This window comes from Sphingobacterium thalpophilum, from assembly GCF_038396785.1.
Lineage (GTDB): Bacteria > Bacteroidota > Bacteroidia > Sphingobacteriales > Sphingobacteriaceae > Sphingobacterium > Sphingobacterium thalpophilum_A.
In genome coordinates this window covers 3,704,917-3,725,978 of sequence record NZ_CP151087.1, presented here as the reverse complement: position 1 = coordinate 3,725,978, position 21,062 = coordinate 3,704,917, and the positions used below count along the sequence as shown (strand labels likewise).

The window sequence follows — 21,062 nt, the reverse complement described above, 5'->3', positions numbered from 1 at the left end:
TTCATACATATAAAATATCCCACAATAGTTTCAAACACCAAACTCAAAGCTCCTGCCGATATATTCATCCTTTACAGGCAAAGGTGTAGCAATCTTACAACATAAAATCGGCAACAGCGAAAATTATGGTGTTAAAAAGTTTTCAATCCTATCTAATAGAAATACGAATGATATATCCAAAAACCGAGACTTTCTCACCTCCGTAAACCATGGGGGTAATAGCTGAGACAGGACATGCTCCTAGTGATTACAAGTAGCTTGGGATCAAGCTGAATTCTTGGGGGGAATGTCAAAAATTTCTTAGTTTAGCATCCTTAATACAGATATCCCTTGCAAGAAGCCGAACGTAAATTACTGTCCCTATTGATGCCCGAAGGGCTATTGGAATACTTTCAGATTTTAGAAGTCGATCAGGTTGACAATCAGCTCCACATTTATTTAGATGAGCTTAATATTGCTCCGACAGGCTATCAGAACAGCAAGTTGGAGTCAAAGGGCTTCATGCCTTCCACTGAGATTTCAGACTTTCCCATTCGAGGCCAGAAAGTTACGCTACATATCCGCCGCCGCCGCTGGACAGTGTTGGATACGGGAGAGATCATCACAAGAGATTGGAATCTGGTGCGTGAGGGTGCTCGAATGACTACGGAATTCGGGCTTTTTTTAAAGAAGATATTTGGATAATCATCCTGTAAGCGCCCAATTGGTAGGTCTGTTCTTCCAAATGGACGGTAAGCAACTACAGGATCAATACAAGAACCATCTCAGTGACTTCCAGGACTGGGACCAAAAGCCACACGCAGAGCAATGGACCCTTTTTCCTGATAACATATCGGAACACCTGAGCATCGATGAGACCAGCTTTAGCAACGGTGAACTTTACACGATCGTAAGCAGTAAATCAGCAAAGGGCAGGAAGGGAACCATATTGGCTACCATAAGAGGGACAAAGGCGGAAGATATTATTGCTGTATTAGAGCGCATTCCACTTAAACTAAGGAACAAAGTTAGGGAAGTAACGATGGATATGGCCCCCAATATGGCAAAGGCTATCCGTAGGTGTTTCAGAAATGCCAGAAGGGTTATCGATCGGTTTCATGTACAAAAACTTGCTTATGATGCTGTTCAGGAACTCCGTATCAAATACCGATGGGAAGTCTTAGATGCAGAAAGCAAAAAAATAATGGAATCGCGAAAACGGGGTATCCCATATGACCCCGAGTTGTTGCCTAATGGTGATACGCTCAAACAGCTATTAGCTAGGTCGAGACACCTCCTGTTCAAGCATCCAAGTCGATGGTCGGAAAGCCAAAAACGCCGTGCAGAACTGCTGTTCATCAGGTTTCCCAAGCTAAAACAGGCTTATGATCTTGGAGTTGCCTTAGGTGACATCTTCAATAAATGCAGGGATAAAAAAGTTGCTTTCACAAAGTTAGGACTGTGGCACAACCAGGTTGAGAACGCGGGTATTGCTTCATTCGAGAGTGTCGCAAGATCCATTGCAGCACATCATCAATACATTCTCCACTACTTCGACAATAGAAGCACCAATGCATCCGCAGAGTCCTTCAATGCAAAACTCAAAGCTTTCAGGAGCGTCTTCCGTGGAGTAAGGGATACAACATTCTTCCTGTACAGAGTGATGAAATTGTATGCTTAAAAATGATTACCCCCCAAACTTTCGGTATGATCCGTAGCTTGTGTAGTGACCGCCGAATATTTGATTTACAGATGCGTCACACTGCTGCGGAACAGCGCCGTTCGGGGGGTACGGCAGATATGCGATAGCTTGTACAGGGAAGTACAGGCAGGTATCTAAACGAAAGAAGCCCTTGACTGTTTCCAGCAAGGGCTTCCGTGTAAAAAAAGGCACCGACCTACTCTCCCACCTGTTACGGCAATACCATCGGCTCTGGCGGGCTTGACTGCTCTGTTCGGAATGGGAAGAGGTAGACACCGCCGATATAGGCACCTAAAAATCTTTATTGACATTATCATGATTGATATCATGTGATTCATGCCAACTGACATATCTATTGAAAGAGGTTCGTTTCTGTTTGTTTCTTAAAAATTAAAGAGGAAGACAACAGTGTCTGTCTGCTTGAGAAAGCTTCGGGCTATTAGTACCACTTGGCTTTGGTCTCTCAACCTTTACACCTATGGCCTATCAACGTAGTCATCTTCTACGACCCTATAAGGAAGTCTCATCTCGTGGCTAGTTTCGCACTTAGATGCTTTCAGCGCTTATCTATTCCAGACGTAGCTACCCTGCCGTACACCTGGCGGCATAACAGGTTCACCAGAGGTCTGTCCAACCCGGTCCTCTCGTACTAAGGTCAGATCCACTCAAACTTCCAACGCCCACAACAGATAGGGACCGAACTGTCTCGCGACGTTCTGAACCCAGCTCGCGTGCCACTTTAATGGGCGAACAGCCCAACCCTTGGGACCTTCTCCAGCCCCAGGATGTGACGAGCCGACATCGAGGTGCCAAACCTCCCCGTCGATATGAGCTCTTGGGGGAGATCAGCCTGTTATCCCCAGCGTACCTTTTATCCTTTGAGCGATGGCCCTTCCATACAGAACCACCGGATCACTATGTCCGTCTTTCGACCCTGTTCGACTTGTCGGTCTCACAGTCAAGCAAGCTTATGCCATTGCACTCCACGTACGGTTACCAAGCGTACTGAGCTTACCTTTGAAAGCCTCCGTTACCTTTTTGGAGGCGACCACCCCAGTCAAACTACCCACCAAACAATGTCCTCGGAAATACCGAGTTAGAAACCGAATACAGAAAGGGCGGTATTTCAAGGTTGATTCCATGACTCCTGGCGAAGCCACTTCAACATCTCCCGCCTATCCTACACATCCTGTACCCAATCTCAATGTTAAGCTATAGTGAAGGTGCATGGGGTCTTTCCGTCCCGTTGCGGGTAATCGGCGTCTTCACCGATACCACAATTTCACCGAGCTCATGGCTGAGACAGCGCCCAGATCGTTACACCATTCGTGCAGGTCGGAACTTACCCGACAAGGAATTTCGCTACCTTAGGACCGTTATAGTTACGGCCGCCGTTTACTGGGGCTTCGATTCAATGCTTCTCTTGCGATGACATCCCCTCTTAACCTTCCAGCACCGGGCAGGTGTCAGGCCTTATACTTCATCTTGCGATTTTGCAAAGCCATATGTTTTTGTTAAACAGTCGCCTGGGCCTTTTCACTGCGGCTGCTCTTACGAGACAGCGCCCCTTCTCCCGAAGTTACAGGGCCATTTTGCCGAGTTCCTTAGCCATGACTCACTCGAGCACCTTAGGATTCTCTCCTCGACCACCTGTGTCGGTTTGCGGTACGGGTCTTCATAACCTGAAGCTTAGCGGGTTTTCTTGGAAGTCTGTTTACCTGCTCTATCAGCGCCACCGGAGCTTTGCTGTACTATTGGGTTTCAGCAGGGTCGGCGGATTTGCCTACCGTCCCTATACCTACGCCTTTCAACGAACTATTCCGTCAGTTCGCGGCAGTGTCACTACTCCGTCACCACATCGCAGTTATGAAGAGTACTGGAATATTAACCAGTTGTCCATCGGCTTGCCCCCTTCGGGTGCGCCTTAGGTCCCGACTGACCCTGATCCGATTAACGTTGATCAGGAAACCTTGGTCTTTCGGTGGGCGGGTTTCTCACCCGCCTTATCGTTACTTATGCCTACATTTGCTTTTCCATAACCTCCACAGTTCATTGCCAAACTGCTTCTCCGGCGATGGAATGCTCCCCTACCAGATGCATATCTTTCAATGCAAATCCATAGCTTCGGTACCGTTCTTGATGCCCGTTTATTATCCACGCCCGGCCGCTCGACTAGTGAGCTGTTACGCACTCTTTAAATGAATGGCTGCTTCCAAGCCAACATCCTAGCTGTCTGGGCAACCGGACCTCGTTAGTTCAACTTAGAACGAATTTGGGGACCTTAGCTGATGGTCTGGGTTCTTTCCCTCTCGGCCTTGGACCTTAGCACCCAAAGCCTCACTGCCGGCTATATTTGATAGCATTCGGAGTTCGTCTGGATTTGGTAGGATTTGACTCCCCCGCACCCAATCGGTAGCTCTACCTCTATCAAACTCTACGCCGACGCTGTTCCTAAAAACATTTCGGGGAGTACGAGCTATTTCCCAGTTTGATTGGCCTTTCACCCCTACCCTCAGGTCATCCGGAAACTTTTCAACGTTTATCGGTTCGGTCCTCCATTACATGTTACTGCAACTTCAACCTGCCCAAGGGTAGATCACAAGGTTTCGCGTCTACCTCATCTGACTATGCGCCCTATTAAGACTCGCTTTCGCTTCGGCTGCGTCCCTGAAGGACTTAACCTTGCCAGACAAGAGTAACTCGTAGGCTCATTATGCAAAAGGCACGCTGTCACAGGACCTGCCTGCTCCAACCGCTTGTAAGCACACGGTTTCAGGTTCTTTTCACTCCCCTGTTCGGGGTTCTTTTCACCTTTCCCTCACGGTACTGGTTCACTATCGGTCTCTCAGGAGTATTTAGCCTTACCAGATGGTGCTGGTGGATTCCCACAGGATTTCTCCGGTCCCGCGGTACTCAGGATACCACTATGTCAACATTCTTTACCTGTACGGGGCTCTCACCCTTGTCGCGCAGTTTCCCACCTGCTTCCAGTTCATAGCGCTGTACAATGTCGTGGTCCTACAACCCCGTCTATGCCGTAACATAAACGGTTTGGGCTCTTTCCCGTTCGCTCGCCACTACTTGGGAAATCATTGTTATTTTCTTCTCCTACGCCTACTTAGATGTTTCAGTTCAGCGCGTTCGCGTTTTATACGACTATTCTTCAAATAGTCAGGTTGCCCCATTCGGAAATCTACGGATCGGTTCGCATTTGCCAATCCCCGTAGCTTATCGCAGCTTATCACGTCCTTCTTCGCCTCTGAGAGCCTAGGCATCCCCCGTGTGCCCTTATTTACTTTCTTCACCGGCATAGCCTTTTGCTACTATGCGGCTGCTTTTGATATATATACCCATATGCTACGTAAAGATTCGTTCGGCATTCACCGAGGGTCTCCTCTCTACATCAAACACATACACGTATTGTCTCTATACTGTTGTCTTCTCTTGTAATTTTTTTTCTCTTTCAATATGTCAAAGAACTCTTTTTCCGGTTTGTTTCTTCGGAGCATCTGTCGATGTTCCTCCCGGAGATGTGGAGAATAACGGATTCGAACCGTTGACCCCCTGCGTGCAAGGCAGGTGCTCTAGCCAGCTGAGCTAATTCCCCTTAACTTTTCGTAGTCCCGAGCAGATTTGAACTGCTGACCCCTACATTATCAGTGTAGTGCTCTAACCAACTGAGCTACGGGACTAGCTTATCTTGTTCATCTCTTTCTCTCGGTCCTGCTCCTTTCGGGGCGGGCACTTTCTTCTGATGTTTTTTCTTCTTGCAATCATATGTAACGTGACGAGCACCGATCTTCGATACTCTAGAAAGGAGGTATTCCAGCCGCACCTTCCGGTACGGCTACCTTGTTACGACTTAGCCCCAATTATCGGTTTTACCCTAACACGCTCCTTGCGGTAACATGCTTTAGGTACCCCCAACTTTCATGGCTTGACGGGCGGTGTGTACAAGGCCCGGGAACGTATTCACCGCGTCATTGCTGATACGCGATTACTAGCGAATCCAACTTCATGGGGTCGAGTTGCAGACCCCAATCCGAACTGTGAATGGCTTTTAGAGATTAGCATCATATTGCTATGTAGCTGCCCGCTGTACCATCCATTGTAGCACGTGTGTAGCCCCGGACGTAAGGGCCATGATGACTTGACGTCGTCCCCACCTTCCTCTCTGTTTGCACAGGCAGTCTGTTTAGAGTCCCCACCATGACATGCTGGCAACTAAACATAGGGGTTGCGCTCGTTGCGGGACTTAACCCAACACCTCACGGCACGAGCTGACGACAGCCATGCAGCACCTAGTTTCGTGTCCCGAAGGACGAGTGCGTCTCTGCACTCTTCACTAACTTTCAAGCCCGGGTAAGGTTCCTCGCGTATCATCGAATTAAACCACATGCTCCTCCGCTTGTGCGGGCCCCCGTCAATTCCTTTGAGTTTCACCCTTGCGGGCGTACTCCCCAGGTGGATAACTTAACGCTTTCGCTTGGACGCTGGCTGTCTATCGCCAACATCGAGTTATCATCGTTTAGGGCGTGGACTACCAGGGTATCTAATCCTGTTCGATCCCCACGCTTTCGTGCATCAGCGTCAATACCAGCTTAGTGAGCTGCCTTCGCAATCGGAGTTCTAAGACATATCTATGCATTTCACCGCTACTTGTCTTATTCCGCCCACTTCAAATGGATTCAAGCCCATCAGTATCAAAGGCACTGCGATGGTTGAGCCACCGTATTTCACCCCTGACTTAATAGGCCGCCTACGCACCCTTTAAACCCAATAAATCCGGATAACGCTCGGATCCTCCGTATTACCGCGGCTGCTGGCACGGAGTTAGCCGATCCTTATTCTTCCAGTACATTCAGCTAAATACACGTATTTAGGTTTATTCCTGGACAAAAGCAGTTTACAACCCATAGGGCAGTCATCCTGCACGCGGCATGGCTGGTTCAGGCTTCCGCCCATTGACCAATATTCCTTACTGCTGCCTCCCGTAGGAGTCTGGTCCGTGTCTCAGTACCAGTGTGGGGGATTCTCCTCTCAGAGCCCCTAGACATCGTCGCCTTGGTAGGCCGTTACCCTACCAACTAGCTAATGTCACGCGAGCCCATCTCTATCCTATAAATATTTAATCAACCGAACATGCGAACTGTTGATGTTATGCGGTGTTAATCTCTCTTTCGAGAGGCTATCCCCCTGATAGAGGCAGGTTGCTCACGCGTTACGCACCCGTGCGCCACTCTCACCATCTTCGAGCAAGCTCTCCGATGGATCCCGTCCGACTTGCATGTATTAGGCCTGCCGCTAGCGTTCATCCTGAGCCAGGATCAAACTCTCCATTGTAAAATGAAGTTTTTGATTCCAACTATTTATAATAATCAGAATTCTTTTTTTATATCTCTGATCTTGGATCGAATTGAACAATTACTTGAATTTGTTCATGACTTTCGTTTGTCTACTCGTCACGCTTACATGATTGTGTTTTCTTAAAGAACTTTTGCCGCTTCAACTTCCGTATCCGCTATATTCCGATGGCATTGCGCCCTCTTTATCTTTTTTGTTTTTCCCTTCGTTTCCGTTGGGACTGCAAAGGTAGAAATCTTTTCTGAACTTCCAAAAACTTTCTGAAGTTTTTTTTCTTTTCTCTTTTTCCGATTTCCGCGTTTAAAATAAAATCAGCGGGATTTTAAATCCTGCCAAACTCCCTTAAACCCTTCTTTTTTCTCATGGTTTCTTCTTTCGAAGTAACCGTCCCTCCCTTGCGGAGTGGTGCAAAGATAGGGAGTTTACAGATAAACTTCCAAGCCTTTTGTTCTTATTTATTTCATTTTCACCTTAACTACCTGTAACGGTGCGAGATTCTTTTTGTAAAACAGGTGATCGGAAGGCTGGGAAGGCCGGTTCCGGGACAGAATGGGGACGGGAACCGGGACTCGATACAGGCTCCGCAGCGGAAACATGGATGAACATTGTATTGCTCGATCTGCTTAAGCTCGGGATCTCTTTGGTAGCCCGCTCGGCTCAACGCCCAATCGAAGACGATGCGCATAGGCGCAGCCTATAAACTGGTGAATATTGATAAGACCGGAAAATTGTGCCGTCGGAAAGAAACAGCAACGCAGGATATAACAGGGGACGGACGGATATCGGTAGGGCCAGAACAATGGCAGAACTCAGCACTCCGGATACCTTCTTTTGCAGCTATACTTTCCTACCTGTTTACTTAGGTTTAGTTTAGGTTTTATTTAGGTTTTGTTTAGGTATAGTATAGGTTATAGCTAAATAAAACCTAACTTAATACTAAGCTAAATATAGACAAAAGCTAACCTAAGTAATAAGGCATCCTTAACTCTTCGTTATTTAGGGAAAGGTGGTTCCGCTCGGGGACAACGCTCCGGCTGCTGACAAAGGTCTGCAGGAACCTCCGACTACCCTCCCAGCCCTGCTTCGTACCATGGTCGGGGCAGATTTGCCCTGCAACCGTGTTCTGTCCGTGTTGAGTCCGTGTTGAGTCCGACTCTAAGCCCGCACTCACCCCGCTGCCAGCACGGACAAATGACGCTTCGAACGCCACCATGTCCCCCGGATGCCCCTAAAAAAGGCCAATACCAGACTGAACCGCAGCCGAACAACTCCGTAGCAACGCAGCAAACACGAAAAAAACTCGGAAAAACATACTATCAAAGGCGCAAAAAGAATTTGGGAGCAGAGCAGCGTAGGGGAATGCCCCAATTTAACGATGGAGCGGAGCAACCCTTGCTATCTTATCTCCCTTGGTTTAAGGCAACACATAAGCTGTGTTTATTTATCAGTGACACACGTGAATACGTACTAAACCCGAGGTGAGTCTGCGTTGAGTCCGAGTTAGGCACGCAGTAAGCGCTGTCACGCTATGCTCAAAACCCGCTTGAACTGTCCTTAGAGTGGCTTTCGGGGCAGAATGAAAACTGGATAAACCCTGGATAATGACTAAAAAGCGCTATATGCTCGGAGTAACACAGCATAAAAAGGGCTAAAAAAGCATTTCACCCTACTGATTTCCCGCATCGGCCTCAACATAGGGTTGAATCAGGATCCAGTTTAGAATCCAATTTCGAATTCTGGACGCCCTATCTTATCGTTTTTACCTATCGACGGTATTAATCTGAGACATGCTCAATGACCGCCTTAGTAAATGTTTGCTCGAGTATTATAGGCTTTACCTAGGTTTCCTTGATTAGCATTAGTCTGGGTACTCTTTAGTAAAAGCTAAATATTTCATCCGATTAGCGGTCTGTTTTAAGAGCAATTCATCTACTTATATAACAGTCAATTTTACAACTACTGGAATAACGCTTTTTTCAGTAAATTTGATCTAGGTTAATAAATAACAAAAAAGAAGACCTTATTTTTAAGAAATTAAAGATATTAAATACTTTTATTGCAAATAAAACCATATTGGTCCATGATAGATTATGCTCAGCTTTTAAAACAGGTAGAAGAATATGCTGAAACTTATATTACAGAAAATATTTCAGTTTGTCATTGTTTTCACAATACGATACACACACGTTCTGTTGTACGTGCGGCGGAGGAGATTTCATCGTACTATAAACTAGGAGAGGAGGATCACTTTATTGTTATTAGTGCCGCCTACTTTCATGATCTCGGCTACGTAAAATCCGACAATGCTATTGGTCATGAAAAGAGAAGTGTCGAAATTGCTTTAAATTTTCTCCAGGACAAGGGAATACCGGAAGCCATACAAGAAAAAATCAAAGGCTGCATTTTAGCAACGAGAATGCCTCAGGATCCAAAAAACCTGCTGGAACAAATTCTCTGTGACGCGGACCTATTTCATTTTGGGAATGAGGATTTCGTTAACAGAAACAAACTCATGAAAGCCGAAGCCGAAGCAGTACTGGGGAAGGAGATCGATAAAGACGTATGGCGGGCGGGCACAATCAAACTATTAAAGAGCCATCATTACCATACTGAATATGCGCAACAAAAGCTTAATGCCAAAAAGGAGATAAATCTAGAAGAACTGGAGAAAAAACAGGAGAAATCCATCTCAAAAAATAAAGAAAGTAAAAAAGAAGACAAGAAAGAAAAGGAGAAAGGCGGTAAGCCAGAACGTGGGATAGAAACGATGTTCCGGATTACGTCCTCAAACAATCAGCGATTAAGCGACATGGCAGACAATAAGGCCAACATCTTATTAACGGTCAATTCTATTATCCTTTCTGTCGTGATTGCTGTCTTATTTCGGAAATTAGATGCCAACGAACACCTTATTATCCCAACAATTATCTTAACAACGGCCGTGGTAGCAACCATGGTCATGGCTATACTATCAACAATACCCAAAATTCCCTCTGGCAAATTCTCAAAGGAGGAAATCAAACAAAAATCCGTCAATCTGCTCTTTTTTGGGAACTTTTACAAGATGAAACTCGACGACTACAACGAGGGCATGCAGAAGGTAATGGTCGATTCGGAATTTCTATATGGTATGCTCACTAAGGATGTTTATTCGCAAGGTGTGGTATTAGGCCGAAAATACAAACTTCTACGATACGCATATGGAATTTTTATGTTTGGCCTTGTTATATCCGTTGTTTCTTTTGTCTTCGCAACCATATTTTAATATGATATTTTAAATGCGATCCTATAAACACGCGAAATATACCGGTGTCATGATGTCCATACTTTCTTTTGTTTAAAAAGATGCGGCCTTTAAATCAATCATTAGCGACCAATAGACTGCATCATTTAATTGATGTTGTTGTAAGCATGTTGCCATAACCATAAATTTATACGGATGAAGAAGAAAGATCTTTATATCAACAGAGACATCAGCTGGCTGTCGTTCAATGATAGGGTACTTGACAAAGCTGGTCGCCAGGAGGTTCCTTTATTGGAAAAACTACAGTTTCTCGCTATTTTCTCATCCAATCTGGATGAATTTTATCGGGTTAGAATGCCTGTACTAATGGCTTGGAAAAAAATAATGAAACAAAATCCTGGAGAGCTCATTCCGAACATCGATATTGGCACATATAAAAAAGCGTCAAAAACCATCAACAAACAACAGGAAAAATTTGGCTTAATACTAGCTGATATTATCCAAGAATTAGCAAAAGAAAATATATCCTTTATCTACAACCAAGCTATTCCAGCAGAAATAAAAGACCTCGCAGCTCAATATTTCTTTAGTACAATTGCCTCCTACCTCCAAATTATACCAATTGATGATACTTCTTTTTTTCCGATCAACAATCAGCTCTACTTCGTCGTTACAGACGACAATACTGGAGTGGTATTCTTTCTAAATGTCCCTTCAAATCATATTGGCCGCTTTTTCACCTGTGAGATCAATGGGAATAAATATGTCGTACTCATCGATGATATTATCAAAGCATTTTTTCCTGAAGCCATAAGAAATACATCATTAAATTTCTATTCCTTTAAAATCACAAGGGATGCGGAATTAAATCTCCAAGATGAATTTGAGGGTGATATTGCCCAAAAAATTGAGACGGAAGTCAATAAACGTGATCTTGGCTATGCGACACGCTTTCTATTCCAGCCAAATCTGCCAAAACAGCTGATTGAAACATTGGCAACACTATTTGATCTGCGAAAAAGTAGCATTGTCGAAGGCGGAAACTATCACAATCTGAAAGATCTATTTTCATTTCCGATTAAAACAGCAGAACTTTCTTATCCAAAACAGCTGCAAATCAATAAGAATCAGAATTTCAGGGAATCTATCTTTGACCAAATAGACCGAGAGGATCTGTTGGTCTGCACGCCCTATGAATCGTTCGATCCCATACTACGTTTTTTTAATGAGGCCGCAATAGATCCAACCGTAGATGAGATTTACACGACCTTATACCGTATCGCCGGTGATTCGCATATTGCACAAGCGCTGGCTACCGCAGCAAAAAATGGGAAAAGAGTCAATGTATTTGTCGAATTGAAAGCGCGCTTTGATGAAGCGAATAATATACATTGGGCTCGATTAATGAAAGAACAGGGCGTCAAAATCACGTATAGCATCCCCAATTTAAAAGTACATGCCAAAATAGCGCTCGTCAAACGCAAAGAGGGTCGAGAAAGTGCTTTATTAGGCACAGGAAATCTAAATGAAAAAACGGCGAAGGTCTACACGGACTACTTCCTTATGACCTCAAATAAACTATTGACCAACGAATTAGACATGCTATTCGAGTTTTTACCAGCTCGGAGAAAACCCAATCATCCAAATGAGCTGTCTTTTAACCATCTATTAATTGCACAGTTCAATCTCAAACATACATTTTTATCCCTGATAGACAAGACCATCCAAGCAGCTAAAGACGGAGACAGCGCTACAATAAAAATTAAATTAAACAATCTGGAAGAAGAATCGTTAATCAATAAATTGTATGAGGCGAGCCGGGCAGGGGTAAAACTGCAATTATTGGTCAGAGGAATCTGTAGACTAAAACCACAAGTACCCGGATTGAGCGACAACATTGTCGTGAAACGGATTGTAGGACGATATTTAGAACATGGCAGAATATTTATTTTTCAATATCAAGCACAAACGAGCGCGTATCTGGGCTCTGCAGACTGGATGAACCGTAACATCTACCGACGTATAGAAACTTGCTTTCCATTGCTGAATCTAGCATTAGCACATCAAATACAAGAGTTATTCGATATTCAGTTTGCAGACGACACCGAAGCAACTTTACTGGATGAACACGGACAAAATCAGGCAATAGAAACACAGCAGAAAAATGTTTCTCAGCAACAAATCCTTCATTATTTGAAAGGCAACATGAGACAATAGGGCTATTCAACAAGGCAGCTCATTACAACAAGAACAGCCTAAAAGCCCAACAATATAATCATTGAACGTAAGCTCATTCAGAAACCGGATGACTTCCTCAATTTAAAATTTAATCATATAATGATGAAAAATCCCACGATATTGACAACTATGGCATTAGGTTTAGCTTCTGTTATTTTTCTCGCCTGCAATCCGAATAATACAACCAAGGAAAACAGCAACAAACCCGCTCATGTTCAAGCTGAAAAACAGCAACAAATACCCTATACATTATCTTCGGGCATAAAGATGAGTTTGCCCGACGAATTGTTAGAAATATCCGGAATAGCTTTTCTCGCGGGACAGGATGACGATATTTATGCCATTCAAGATGAGCAGGGCTTTCTTTATAAATTTAACCAACCGACACAAAAAGTTACGTTCAACCCTTTTGGAAAAGATGGCGACTATGAGGACATCTCGATAAGCAATACACATTTCTTTATTTTAAAGAGCAATGGTAGCATCTATTCCTTTCCCATTGCCGAAAAGGACGATATAAAAAACGTGGTCGAACAGAAAAATTTACTTCCAAAAGGAGAGTATGAAGGGCTTTTTGTTGACCGCGAAAGCAACCAGGCATACGTATTATGTAAAGAATGTAAGGTCGACAAAAAACAATCGCAAACCTCGGGTTATGTCTTTTCAATTGACGAGCGTGGTCAATTTCAGCCGAAGGGAGAATTTGCCATCCAGCTTGATGAACTTCATGCATTTGATGCTAAAATTAAGAAAACGTTCAAACCCTCGGCGTTAGCTAAAAAAGCAGACAGCAAGGAATGGTATATCTTATCTTCTGTAGACAAAGCTCTTGTTGTAACCGATGAGAATTTTCATGTGAAATCACTCTCTCCATTAGACCCGAAGATTTTCCCTCAACCTGAAGGCATTAACTTTGATTCAAAATTTAATCTTTACATCAGCAGCGAAGCCGGTAATCAGGATAAAGGGATCATTTATAAATTTGAACAAAAATAGGCATGCAAAAGGTAGTACCATTCTTTCTTATTTTTCTTGCTAGTCATGCTTATTCACAACAAAAGCATACACAGTCCCCTGCACATCAGGGCAAATCCTTTGCTCAAACCGTTATCAAGGACAGTGTTAGCATCGTTGCAAATGCAAAATATGGTAAAGCCAGTAAATTCAAGAAGTTCTTACTTGGCGAAAATTACCGCAAAGAATGGGCCGCGGAAACCACCTTGCCTTTGCTTCAGCTTTCAACCTTGTACGGGGGACTGCATCCTGTCAAACAGGGAGGCGGGATGCAATCGGTTTCCCTACGACTTACGGATTCAATCGGCCGGGAATGGGCACTACGTTCGGTCAATAAAAGGACTGAATCCCTCATACCTGAGGAGCTCCATGGGACCTTTGTACAGGATGTCTTAGACGATGCCACCAGCGCCCAGCATCCCTATTCCGCGCTTATGATCCCTGCTTTGGCAAATGCCGTGAACGTCCCCCATGCCCATCCTATCATCGGCGTTGTTGCACAAGACAGCATATTGGGGGAATACGCACCGCTTTTTGAGCATACGGTGGCTTTACTAGAAGAACGCGAACCACTTGGTGATTCAGACAACAGCCCAAAAGCTGTCCGAAAACTACAGGAAGATAACGATGATAACTTTAAAGCTAAGGCATATCTGCGCGCAAGAATGCTGGATGTATTGGTAAGCGATTGGGATCGACACGAGGATCAATGGCGTTGGTATAATGAAAATCAGGATAGCACAGATCACGATAAAGACTACATTCCTATTCCCCGCGATCGGGATCAGGCGCTGCGTGTCACACAAGGTTTTCTGATGAAAGATATCTATCAGCAATTTGTCAACCCAGTCATGCAAGGTTTTACGACGGGTATTCCCAATATTCGCTATTCTTTATTTAAATCGCGTTTTTTAAATGCCCATCCGAGCAACCAGCTTTCTCACAAGGAATGGACCAAAGAGGTCAAGCAATTTGTAGCACGTCTCACAGATTCGGTATTATGGGAGTCGGTACGTAGCCTGCCACAGTCGTCCATTGCTATTCGTGGGGAACAAATTTTTAAAACACTTCAAAGCCGTCGTGATGCTCTACCCTCAGCGATGGAAGAGTATTATAATTTCATCAATAACATTGTCGATATTCACCTCAGCGACAAAAACGAAAAAGTAGAAATACACAGCACGGAAAATAAAAACCTGAAAGTCAAAGTTTCGAAGATCAATAAAGATGGTAAGGTCACCAAAGCATTGATGGACAAAACCTATAAAGACCGCCTAACAAAAGAAATTCGTCTCTATTTAGGTGAGGGAAAAGACTCTGTTGTCATCGATAACGCAAATTCTCCGATTAAACTCCGAATTATTGGAGATAGCACGCCAAAGACTTATGTTATCAACGAAAGCAAATCGAAAATACAGCTTTACGAGAATACCAAAAACTCCACTTTACTGGGTGAGAAGAACAAAATAAAGCTTCATTATGCACAAGATAGTACCAACACGCAATTTGTTCCTGTAAACCTATATAACACCTGGCTTCCTCTGGTGACTGCGGGTTATAATGCTGATGACGGTTTTTCGCTCGGGCTGGGGGCTGCTTATACACATCAGCGTGGATTTAGAAAAAATCCTTTTACGTATAAGCAACAACTGACTGTAGCAACAGCCTTCCGGACCGGAGCTTATAAAATTCACTATAGAGGCGAATGGATAGCTGTTGTCGGGGATGCGGATCTTGTTGTCGATGCGCTAGCAAAAGCTCCTGACAACACGCAGAATTTCTTTGGCGTAGGTAATAACTCGCTCTTCTTAAAGGAACAGTATGGTGCAAAATATTACAGAAGTAGATTCAATATTTTCAATGTCAATCCACAGTTAAGGTGGAAACCTTCAGCTACATTAAACTTTGCCGTAGGTCCGCATATCCAATTTTACCACCTAGATCCGATTGAAAATCAAGATCGATTTATTTTAAATCCCCAAGCTTTACATTCTTACGATAGTTTATCGATTACCAAAGACAAAGCTTTTGCAGGTATCAATGCATTTTTAACGCAAGATTCCCGTAATCGAAACATTAACCCAAGTAAAGGGCTATATATTGAAGCCGCTTTGAATTCTTATTTTGGACTCAATCAGTACTCAAAAAACTCAGCGCAGTTAAGTGCTGCAATGACGGGTTACTTTAGCGCTTTCAATGAAGGCATTATATTCGCCAATAGAACAGGAGGGGGCACCGTTGTTGGGAACCCTACATTTTATCAATATCTATTTCTAGGCGGCCATGAAAATCTCAGGGGATTTCGCCAGTATCGATTTGCAGGTCAACAGATGCTTTACAATAACCTAGAGGCTCGTGTCAAAGTAATTGATGTCAAAAGCTATGTTCTTCCAGGTGAATTTGGACTAATGGGTATGTATGATGTTGGAAAAGTGTGGGCAAAGGGCTATAACAACGATAAGTTTCATCAAGGTGTGGGCGGAGGCATTTATTATATCGTCGCCAATGCACTTCCTTTGCATTTTGTCATGACGAAATCCAATGAAGGTTGGTATCCCTATTTCAGCACAGGTTTCCGCTTTTAAAATTTTCGATCCATGGAGATAAAGAAAGTACAACTCACAACGGCGAAAATGGCCAATAGGTATGCAAATGGCAGGCTAGACTTTGAACCATTTTTCAAATACCTGGAATCTTTTATTGAAAATGGCACTTCTTCGGATGACATGATTCCTTTGTTTGCGTTGGAACGCATCAAAGAAATAGAGCATCTCAACGGTAAACTCTGCAAGCATAACCTCAATGCCTATAAAGATATTCTGCAATTGATTTATAGCCTCTCCGTATCGTTGGTTGACACTGCTCCAAAAAGGTACTGGGCACTCACAACAGCCCTAGCAGAAGAAGCCTTCTATGGAACGGAAGCCTTTTTCAACCTAACTAGCCACCAGCTTGTGGAGCAAGAAATTCAAGGGAAGATGCGCACCGGAAGCCTTCTTACTAATCAAGAAAAGCTCTTTTATACCCTCATTTTCGAGCGTCTGTATGGCTTTTCTTCCAATGAAAACAGCAGCATTGTTTATCATCAACTCAATGATCAGGGGGAGATCGTGGATTATTACGATTTGGACATAGATTTCAAATTTGTTGAGATCAAGGCAAAAAAAACACTGCCTACACTTGATATCGGTCGTTTATCGGAAAACCCCAGTGATTCGCTTTTTGATTGGAATACCGTTATCAATACCGTTAAACTGGAAGATTTTGAGTTATCGGGCTTTAGTATTGTAACTTTCAGAAAGACCAGTACAGAACATACTTTACGCCGCATTCAGTCCATTCTATTGGACCTTCCTACATACAATTATCACCTCTTTTTCGCTGATTTAGAAAAAATCATCACACCGCTATTAAAAGGGGCTGATACCGTATTTAGTCTATTTCCGTTATTCCAATTAAATGGGGTCCCATTTTTTGATTATTCAATCACCAATAAGAGCATCTTGATTGCGGAAGCGTATACCGCAAATAAAACCTTCAAGATCAATCCTGAACTTGCGGGCTACCTAAAACATCCGCATGTTATATTTTATACCAATAATGCGACGAATGGCCTCCGAAATACCACATCTATTTTCGACGAGCGGATTGGTCGCTCGGGGGTAACGACCTATCTGTGTATTCCACTTATCCATAATCATTCTCTTTCAGGCATATTGGAAATATACAGCCGTGAACAAGATCAGCTCGACAGTGAAACCATGCAAGCCTTAGGTTCTCTGGTTCCGCTTTTATCACAATTATCTCAGGATATCACGCTAGAATTTAAAAAACGTATCGACGATATCATCATCAACCGGTTTACGACCATACAGCCCTCGGTTCAGTGGAAATTTAACCATATCGCAGCCCAGTACATTCAGGAACTGGAAAACGACAGTCGGGATGCGCATATCAAAGCGGTTGTATTTGAAGAAGTCTATCCGCTCTATGGTGCTGTCGATGTAAAAGACTCCACGATCATACGAAACGCCTCTATTCTGAAAGACTTTAGCTTCAAGGTCAAACAGCTCGCAATGCTTATTGATGAGCTCTCTTTAGATGGAAAGCACAAGTTGATTATGACCTTTTCAGCACGTGTTGATCAAATTACAGAATCTCTTGATCATATTTCTTTTGATGAGTCGATGGTCAAGATCATTGAGTTTTTTAGGAAAGACGTACAGCCATTTTTAGAAGAAGCCAGAAAGCAATTTCCGTCAAAAATAGAGGTGATTGAACATTATGCGAAGCATTTTTTCACCAATCGAGAAACCGGTGAATTTTATAGGAATGAATTTGAAACTTCTTTACGCCAGATCAATCAATTGATCGGTAAGGAACTAGACCATTTCAATAGCTTTATCCAAGGGAATTACCCATCGTATTTTCAAAAATTCAGGACAGACGGTATTGAATATGATATTTATATCGGCGAATCCATCACGCCACAACAGCCATTTAGCTACGAATTTATCAATGTATTTAGGCGTCAGCAAATTATTTCTATGGCTAGAATTGCGCTGAAAGCTTACCATACAAAGGATATTCTGCCTTTGGCTTTAGAAACAACACAATTGATTTTTATCAATCCACATAGCATTGATATCAGCTTCCGGGAAGATGAACGGAGGTTTGATGTAGAGGGATCACTCAATATCCGTTATGAAATAATCAAAAAAAGGATAGACAAAATTCGGATAAAGCGAACCAAAGAACGACTTACCCAGGTCAATAAAATTGCTATTGTCTATTTATCGGATGAAATCCTGGAGGACCTCATGTTAAGTATAAAGGCAATCTATGACATGGGCATCATTGAGCATACCATCGAACATTTAAAATTGGAGGATGTACAGGGAATCGCGGGTTTGAAAGCTATTCGCCTTTCGGTGAATTTAAACTATCAAGATTTCTCCTAAATTTGTCCAATAAAGGGAAGTTTATCCCCATTGGTGTTAAGCTATATGGGGTACCGTCAACTGGAGATTTTAATATAATGATTTAAAAAGGATTACCATGATTACTGATGCCAACTATTTTTATCTAAGCGATTTGCTTGGCACCTTATTTTTTGCAATATCAGGCACGCTGTCGGCAAAACGTAAAGATATTGATATTTTTGGGGCAGCCTTTTTAGGCTTTGTGACAGCCATTGGCGGTGGATCGATGCGGGATGTATTTTTGAATCTGCGCCCAGTATGGGTCAATGATAGCAATTACCTCATTGCTATTTTCCTCGGAATTTTAATTGCCATTGTCTTCAACAAACAGTTGTATGGTTATTATCGCACGCTGACACTTTTTGATGCCATCGGAATTAGCTTTTTTACTATCCTAGGGGTACAAAAATCACTCAATTACGAAAGCAATACCTATGCTGCCATTATCTTTGGAATGTTCACCGCGGTATGTGGGGGGATGACGCGCGATGTCTTACTCAACGAAACCCCCTTAATCTTTAAAAAAGAAGTATATGCTACGGCCTGTTTAGGTGGAGGTCTCACATATATCTTGCTGGTGCATCTCGATTTTGATCTTTCTTGGGCAGCCTTTATTGGGGCTGCTGTTGTATTTTTAATACGAATGACAGCCGTTAAATATCGTCTATATTTACCTCGGTTGGATTGAGGAATGTTCTTCTTCGCGCATGAAATTTCTATAACACGCTCTACTGGATGACCGATTCGATCTCAAAAATAGATTAAAAGGATGGATCAGTAGGTAGAACACTGATATTCTTGATCTCCAACCAATTTTATGCCGAAGAAGCCGCAAAAAAAAGCGTTAGTATGAACTAACGCTTTTTCTTTTGCTGTGGAAATTTCATTTTATAACCAACGCGAATATTTCCTTTCGCGATAGCATCTAATCGACCCTTCAGCATCGTTTTCTTCAAGGCACTCAATTTGTCGGTAAATAGTTTACCTTCAATATGATCATATTCGTGTTGTACCACACGGGCAGCCAAACCTGTTAAGTCTACTTCATGTTCTTCAAAGTTCTCATCCAAGTAATTGATGCGAATATTTCTGTGACGCAATACGTCCTCATTAATATCTGGGATACTCAGGCATCCTTCACCGAAAGCCCATTTCTCACCAGACTCTTCAACCATGATGGGATTGATGAAAACTTTTTTGAACGATTGGAGTACTTCTTTGTTTTCTTCATCATCTTCTGCGAAAGGAGTTGCGTCGATAACGAACATCCGTATAGGCAAGCCTACCTGTGGAGCTGCCAACCCAACACCATGAGCTGCATACATGGTATCGAACATATCATCAATCAATTTCTTTAAATCTGGATAGTCTTCATCTATTTCTTCAGCGACCTTTCTTAATACAGGATCGCCATACGCCACTATCGGAAGTTTCATATGTATTATAATTATTTATAAGTGCCGATACTCATTGCTATACCTGAGTTCGTTACACGTTGTTTGCTTTTAAAGATCACTAGACACCTGTTGTAATTTCAGCACGATTTTATTTCAGATCATGTCAGGTTAATTGCTCACCCCGAGTCATTGCACTTTTTTAACAAGGATACCCTCTAGCACCATTATATTTTTCGGTACAAAGGTACGGATAATTATTAAAACTGAATATTTCGTCAAAACTTCCATAAAAGTTACTTTTGTTTTATGGATCCTTCGTTTTTAAATTTGTCAACGCAGTTCAAGCTTAGGCTCGAGCAAGCTCTTGAAGTCCCATTAGGATTTTGCCAGGTTGATGGATTTATACAAATATCCTCTCCGGAATTAACAATTAACATTTTACTATACCCTCACGACAAATCCGTTAGGCGTGATACTTCCGACCCCTGCATCCATATCGATGAGGACCAATTAATAACAAAGTTTGATTTGATCGTCAGGCGCATTGTTTCTAGAACAAAAAATGACAAACGCATCTACGCACGCAATACTGTAGTTGCCCGGATCGACAAAGGAACGAGTTTACAGTTCCTCGTGGAACATCATTTACAAACCGCTCTTCCCGGCAAGTATCGTTATGGCCTTTATGAACAGGGAGAGCTTGTCGCGGTCGCGGTATTCTCTGGAGGACGCCGAATGCTGGATAAAGATGAAGACTATCGCTCATTTGAATTATTACGCTTTTGTAATAAAACAGGTATTAATGTTATAGGAGGCCTAAGCAAATTAATTAAAGCATTTTGTAGCGATTTCTCGCCAGGAGACATTATGACTTTCACCGATCGTGATTGGAGCCAACACTCTTCGCTCGAAAAAATTGGGTTTGTTGCTAAAGAAATTACGGCACCTATTAACTTTTGGATCACAGGAACAAAGCGGTATACCTATCGAAATACAGATGAATTAAAGGGGCTTAGGGAGCAGTTCCCCCATGGCTTTCCCAAAGAAAATATGGGTAGCATCAAGATGATTTTATACATAAAATAAGCTAAATTGTGTATATTGTACACTGTAAAAGTTTGAAAAATAAATAATCAAAAATA

12 protein-coding genes, 2 tRNA genes and 3 rRNA genes are annotated in these 21,062 nt (G+C 42.9%); 11 read left to right on the top strand and 6 right to left on the bottom strand.

Features of this window, described 5'->3' with window-relative positions; all coding sequences use genetic code 11:
- Positions 1-330 precede the first annotated feature (330 nt).
- Both AACH28_RS16570 and AACH28_RS16565 read left to right on the top strand, forming a co-directional pair.
- Positions 331-684 carry a transposase gene (locus AACH28_RS16570; RefSeq protein ID WP_286767917.1) on the top strand — a complete coding sequence of 118 codons (354 nt, stop codon included), beginning with the start codon at positions 331-333 and terminating at the stop codon, positions 682-684.
- Positions 677-1,660 (top strand): transposase, encoded by a 984-nt coding sequence (locus AACH28_RS16565; protein ID WP_286767918.1) that lies wholly within the window; start codon positions 677-679, stop codon positions 1,658-1,660. The genes AACH28_RS16570 and AACH28_RS16565 overlap by 8 nt, the downstream gene beginning before the upstream one ends.
- A 204-nt stretch (positions 1,661-1,864) precedes the next feature.
- On the opposite strand, the gene rrf is transcribed toward AACH28_RS16565, so the two are convergent.
- The 5 genes from rrf to AACH28_RS16540 form a co-directional block, all read right to left on the bottom strand.
- Positions 1,865-1,976 (bottom strand): 5S ribosomal RNA (gene rrf / locus AACH28_RS16560).
- A gap of 125 nt (positions 1,977-2,101) precedes the next feature.
- A 23S ribosomal RNA gene (locus AACH28_RS16555) occupies positions 2,102-4,983 on the bottom strand.
- A gap of 231 nt (positions 4,984-5,214) precedes the next feature.
- A tRNA-Ala gene (locus AACH28_RS16550) sits at positions 5,215-5,288 on the bottom strand.
- 11 nt (positions 5,289-5,299) lie between these two features.
- Positions 5,300-5,373: transfer RNA gene (locus tag AACH28_RS16545), tRNA-Ile, on the bottom strand.
- Positions 5,374-5,494: 121 nt separating this feature from the next.
- Positions 5,495-7,024 (bottom strand): 16S ribosomal RNA (locus AACH28_RS16540).
- Together the 16S, 23S and 5S rRNA genes with 2 tRNA genes alongside form the textbook arrangement of a ribosomal RNA operon.
- Positions 7,025-7,532: 508 nt before the next feature.
- On the opposite strand from AACH28_RS16540, the gene AACH28_RS16535 reads away from it, so the two are divergent.
- The 8 genes from AACH28_RS16535 to AACH28_RS16500 all read left to right on the top strand — a co-directional run bounded on the left by AACH28_RS16535 (position 7,533) and on the right by AACH28_RS16500 (position 19,211).
- On the top strand, positions 7,533-7,745 hold the full coding sequence (locus tag AACH28_RS16535; RefSeq protein ID WP_112375125.1) for a hypothetical protein: 213 nt from the start codon (positions 7,533-7,535) through the stop codon (positions 7,743-7,745).
- Complete coding sequence (locus tag AACH28_RS16530; RefSeq protein WP_341831031.1) at positions 7,723-7,908, top strand: hypothetical protein; 186 nt, start codon at positions 7,723-7,725, stop codon at positions 7,906-7,908. Before AACH28_RS16535 ends, AACH28_RS16530 begins: the two co-directional genes overlap by 23 nt.
- A gap of 1,217 nt (positions 7,909-9,125) precedes the next feature.
- Positions 9,126-10,310, top strand: coding sequence for a Pycsar system effector family protein (locus tag AACH28_RS16525; RefSeq protein WP_341831030.1), 1,185 nt, complete (start codon positions 9,126-9,128; stop codon positions 10,308-10,310).
- 174 nt (positions 10,311-10,484) lie between these two features.
- Positions 10,485-12,506 carry a polyphosphate kinase 1 gene (gene ppk1 / locus AACH28_RS16520; protein WP_341831029.1) on the top strand — a complete coding sequence of 674 codons (2,022 nt, stop codon included), beginning with the start codon at positions 10,485-10,487 and terminating at the stop codon, positions 12,504-12,506.
- 120 nt (positions 12,507-12,626) lie between these two features.
- The gene (locus AACH28_RS16515) at positions 12,627-13,523 is read left to right on the top strand and encodes a hypothetical protein (RefSeq protein ID WP_341831028.1); all 897 of its coding nucleotides are present in this window, start codon (positions 12,627-12,629) and stop codon (positions 13,521-13,523) included.
- A 2-nt stretch (positions 13,524-13,525) separates the two neighbouring features.
- A complete protein-coding gene (locus tag AACH28_RS16510) occupies positions 13,526-16,126 on the top strand; it encodes a hypothetical protein (protein WP_341831027.1) in 2,601 nt (866 codons plus the stop codon).
- Between the two features lie 12 nt (positions 16,127-16,138).
- Positions 16,139-18,502 (top strand): GAF domain-containing protein, encoded by a 2,364-nt coding sequence (locus AACH28_RS16505; RefSeq protein WP_341831026.1) that lies wholly within the window; start codon positions 16,139-16,141, stop codon positions 18,500-18,502.
- A gap of 97 nt (positions 18,503-18,599) precedes the next feature.
- Positions 18,600-19,211, top strand: coding sequence for a trimeric intracellular cation channel family protein (locus AACH28_RS16500; RefSeq protein ID WP_075990355.1), 612 nt, complete (start codon positions 18,600-18,602; stop codon positions 19,209-19,211).
- 166 nt (positions 19,212-19,377) lie between these two features.
- Here AACH28_RS16500 and def read toward each other — a convergent pair whose 3' ends face one another.
- A complete protein-coding gene (gene def / locus AACH28_RS16495) occupies positions 19,378-19,959 on the bottom strand; it encodes a peptide deformylase (RefSeq protein ID WP_088163356.1) in 582 nt (193 codons plus the stop codon).
- A gap of 267 nt (positions 19,960-20,226) precedes the next feature.
- On the opposite strand from def, the gene AACH28_RS16490 reads away from it, so the two are divergent.
- Complete coding sequence (locus tag AACH28_RS16490) at positions 20,227-21,006, top strand: hypothetical protein (protein WP_341831025.1); 780 nt, start codon at positions 20,227-20,229, stop codon at positions 21,004-21,006.
- The last annotated feature ends 56 nt before the right edge of the window (positions 21,007-21,062 follow it).

Excerpts from the sequence above, each read along its gene's own strand:
- AACH28_RS16525 (WP_341831030.1), top strand. The coding sequence starts at position 9,126 with ATGATAGATTATGCTCAGCTTTTAAAACAGGTAGAAGAATATGCTGAA.
- AACH28_RS16505 (WP_341831026.1), top strand. The coding sequence starts at position 16,139 with ATGGAGATAAAGAAAGTACAACTCACAACGGCGAAAATGGCCAATAGG.
- AACH28_RS16500 (WP_075990355.1), top strand. The coding sequence starts at position 18,600 with ATGATTACTGATGCCAACTATTTTTATCTAAGCGATTTGCTTGGCACC.
- AACH28_RS16515 (WP_341831028.1), top strand. The coding sequence starts at position 12,627 with ATGATGAAAAATCCCACGATATTGACAACTATGGCATTAGGTTTAGCT.
- AACH28_RS16490 (WP_341831025.1), top strand. The coding sequence starts at position 20,227 with ATGGATCCTTCGTTTTTAAATTTGTCAACGCAGTTCAAGCTTAGGCTC.
- def (WP_088163356.1), bottom strand. The coding sequence starts at position 19,959 with ATGAAACTTCCGATAGTGGCGTATGGCGATCCTGTATTAAGAAAGGTC.
- ppk1 (WP_341831029.1), top strand. The coding sequence starts at position 10,485 with ATGAAGAAGAAAGATCTTTATATCAACAGAGACATCAGCTGGCTGTCG.
- AACH28_RS16530 (WP_341831031.1), top strand. The coding sequence starts at position 7,723 with ATGCGCATAGGCGCAGCCTATAAACTGGTGAATATTGATAAGACCGGA.
- AACH28_RS16510 (WP_341831027.1), top strand. The coding sequence starts at position 13,526 with ATGCAAAAGGTAGTACCATTCTTTCTTATTTTTCTTGCTAGTCATGCT.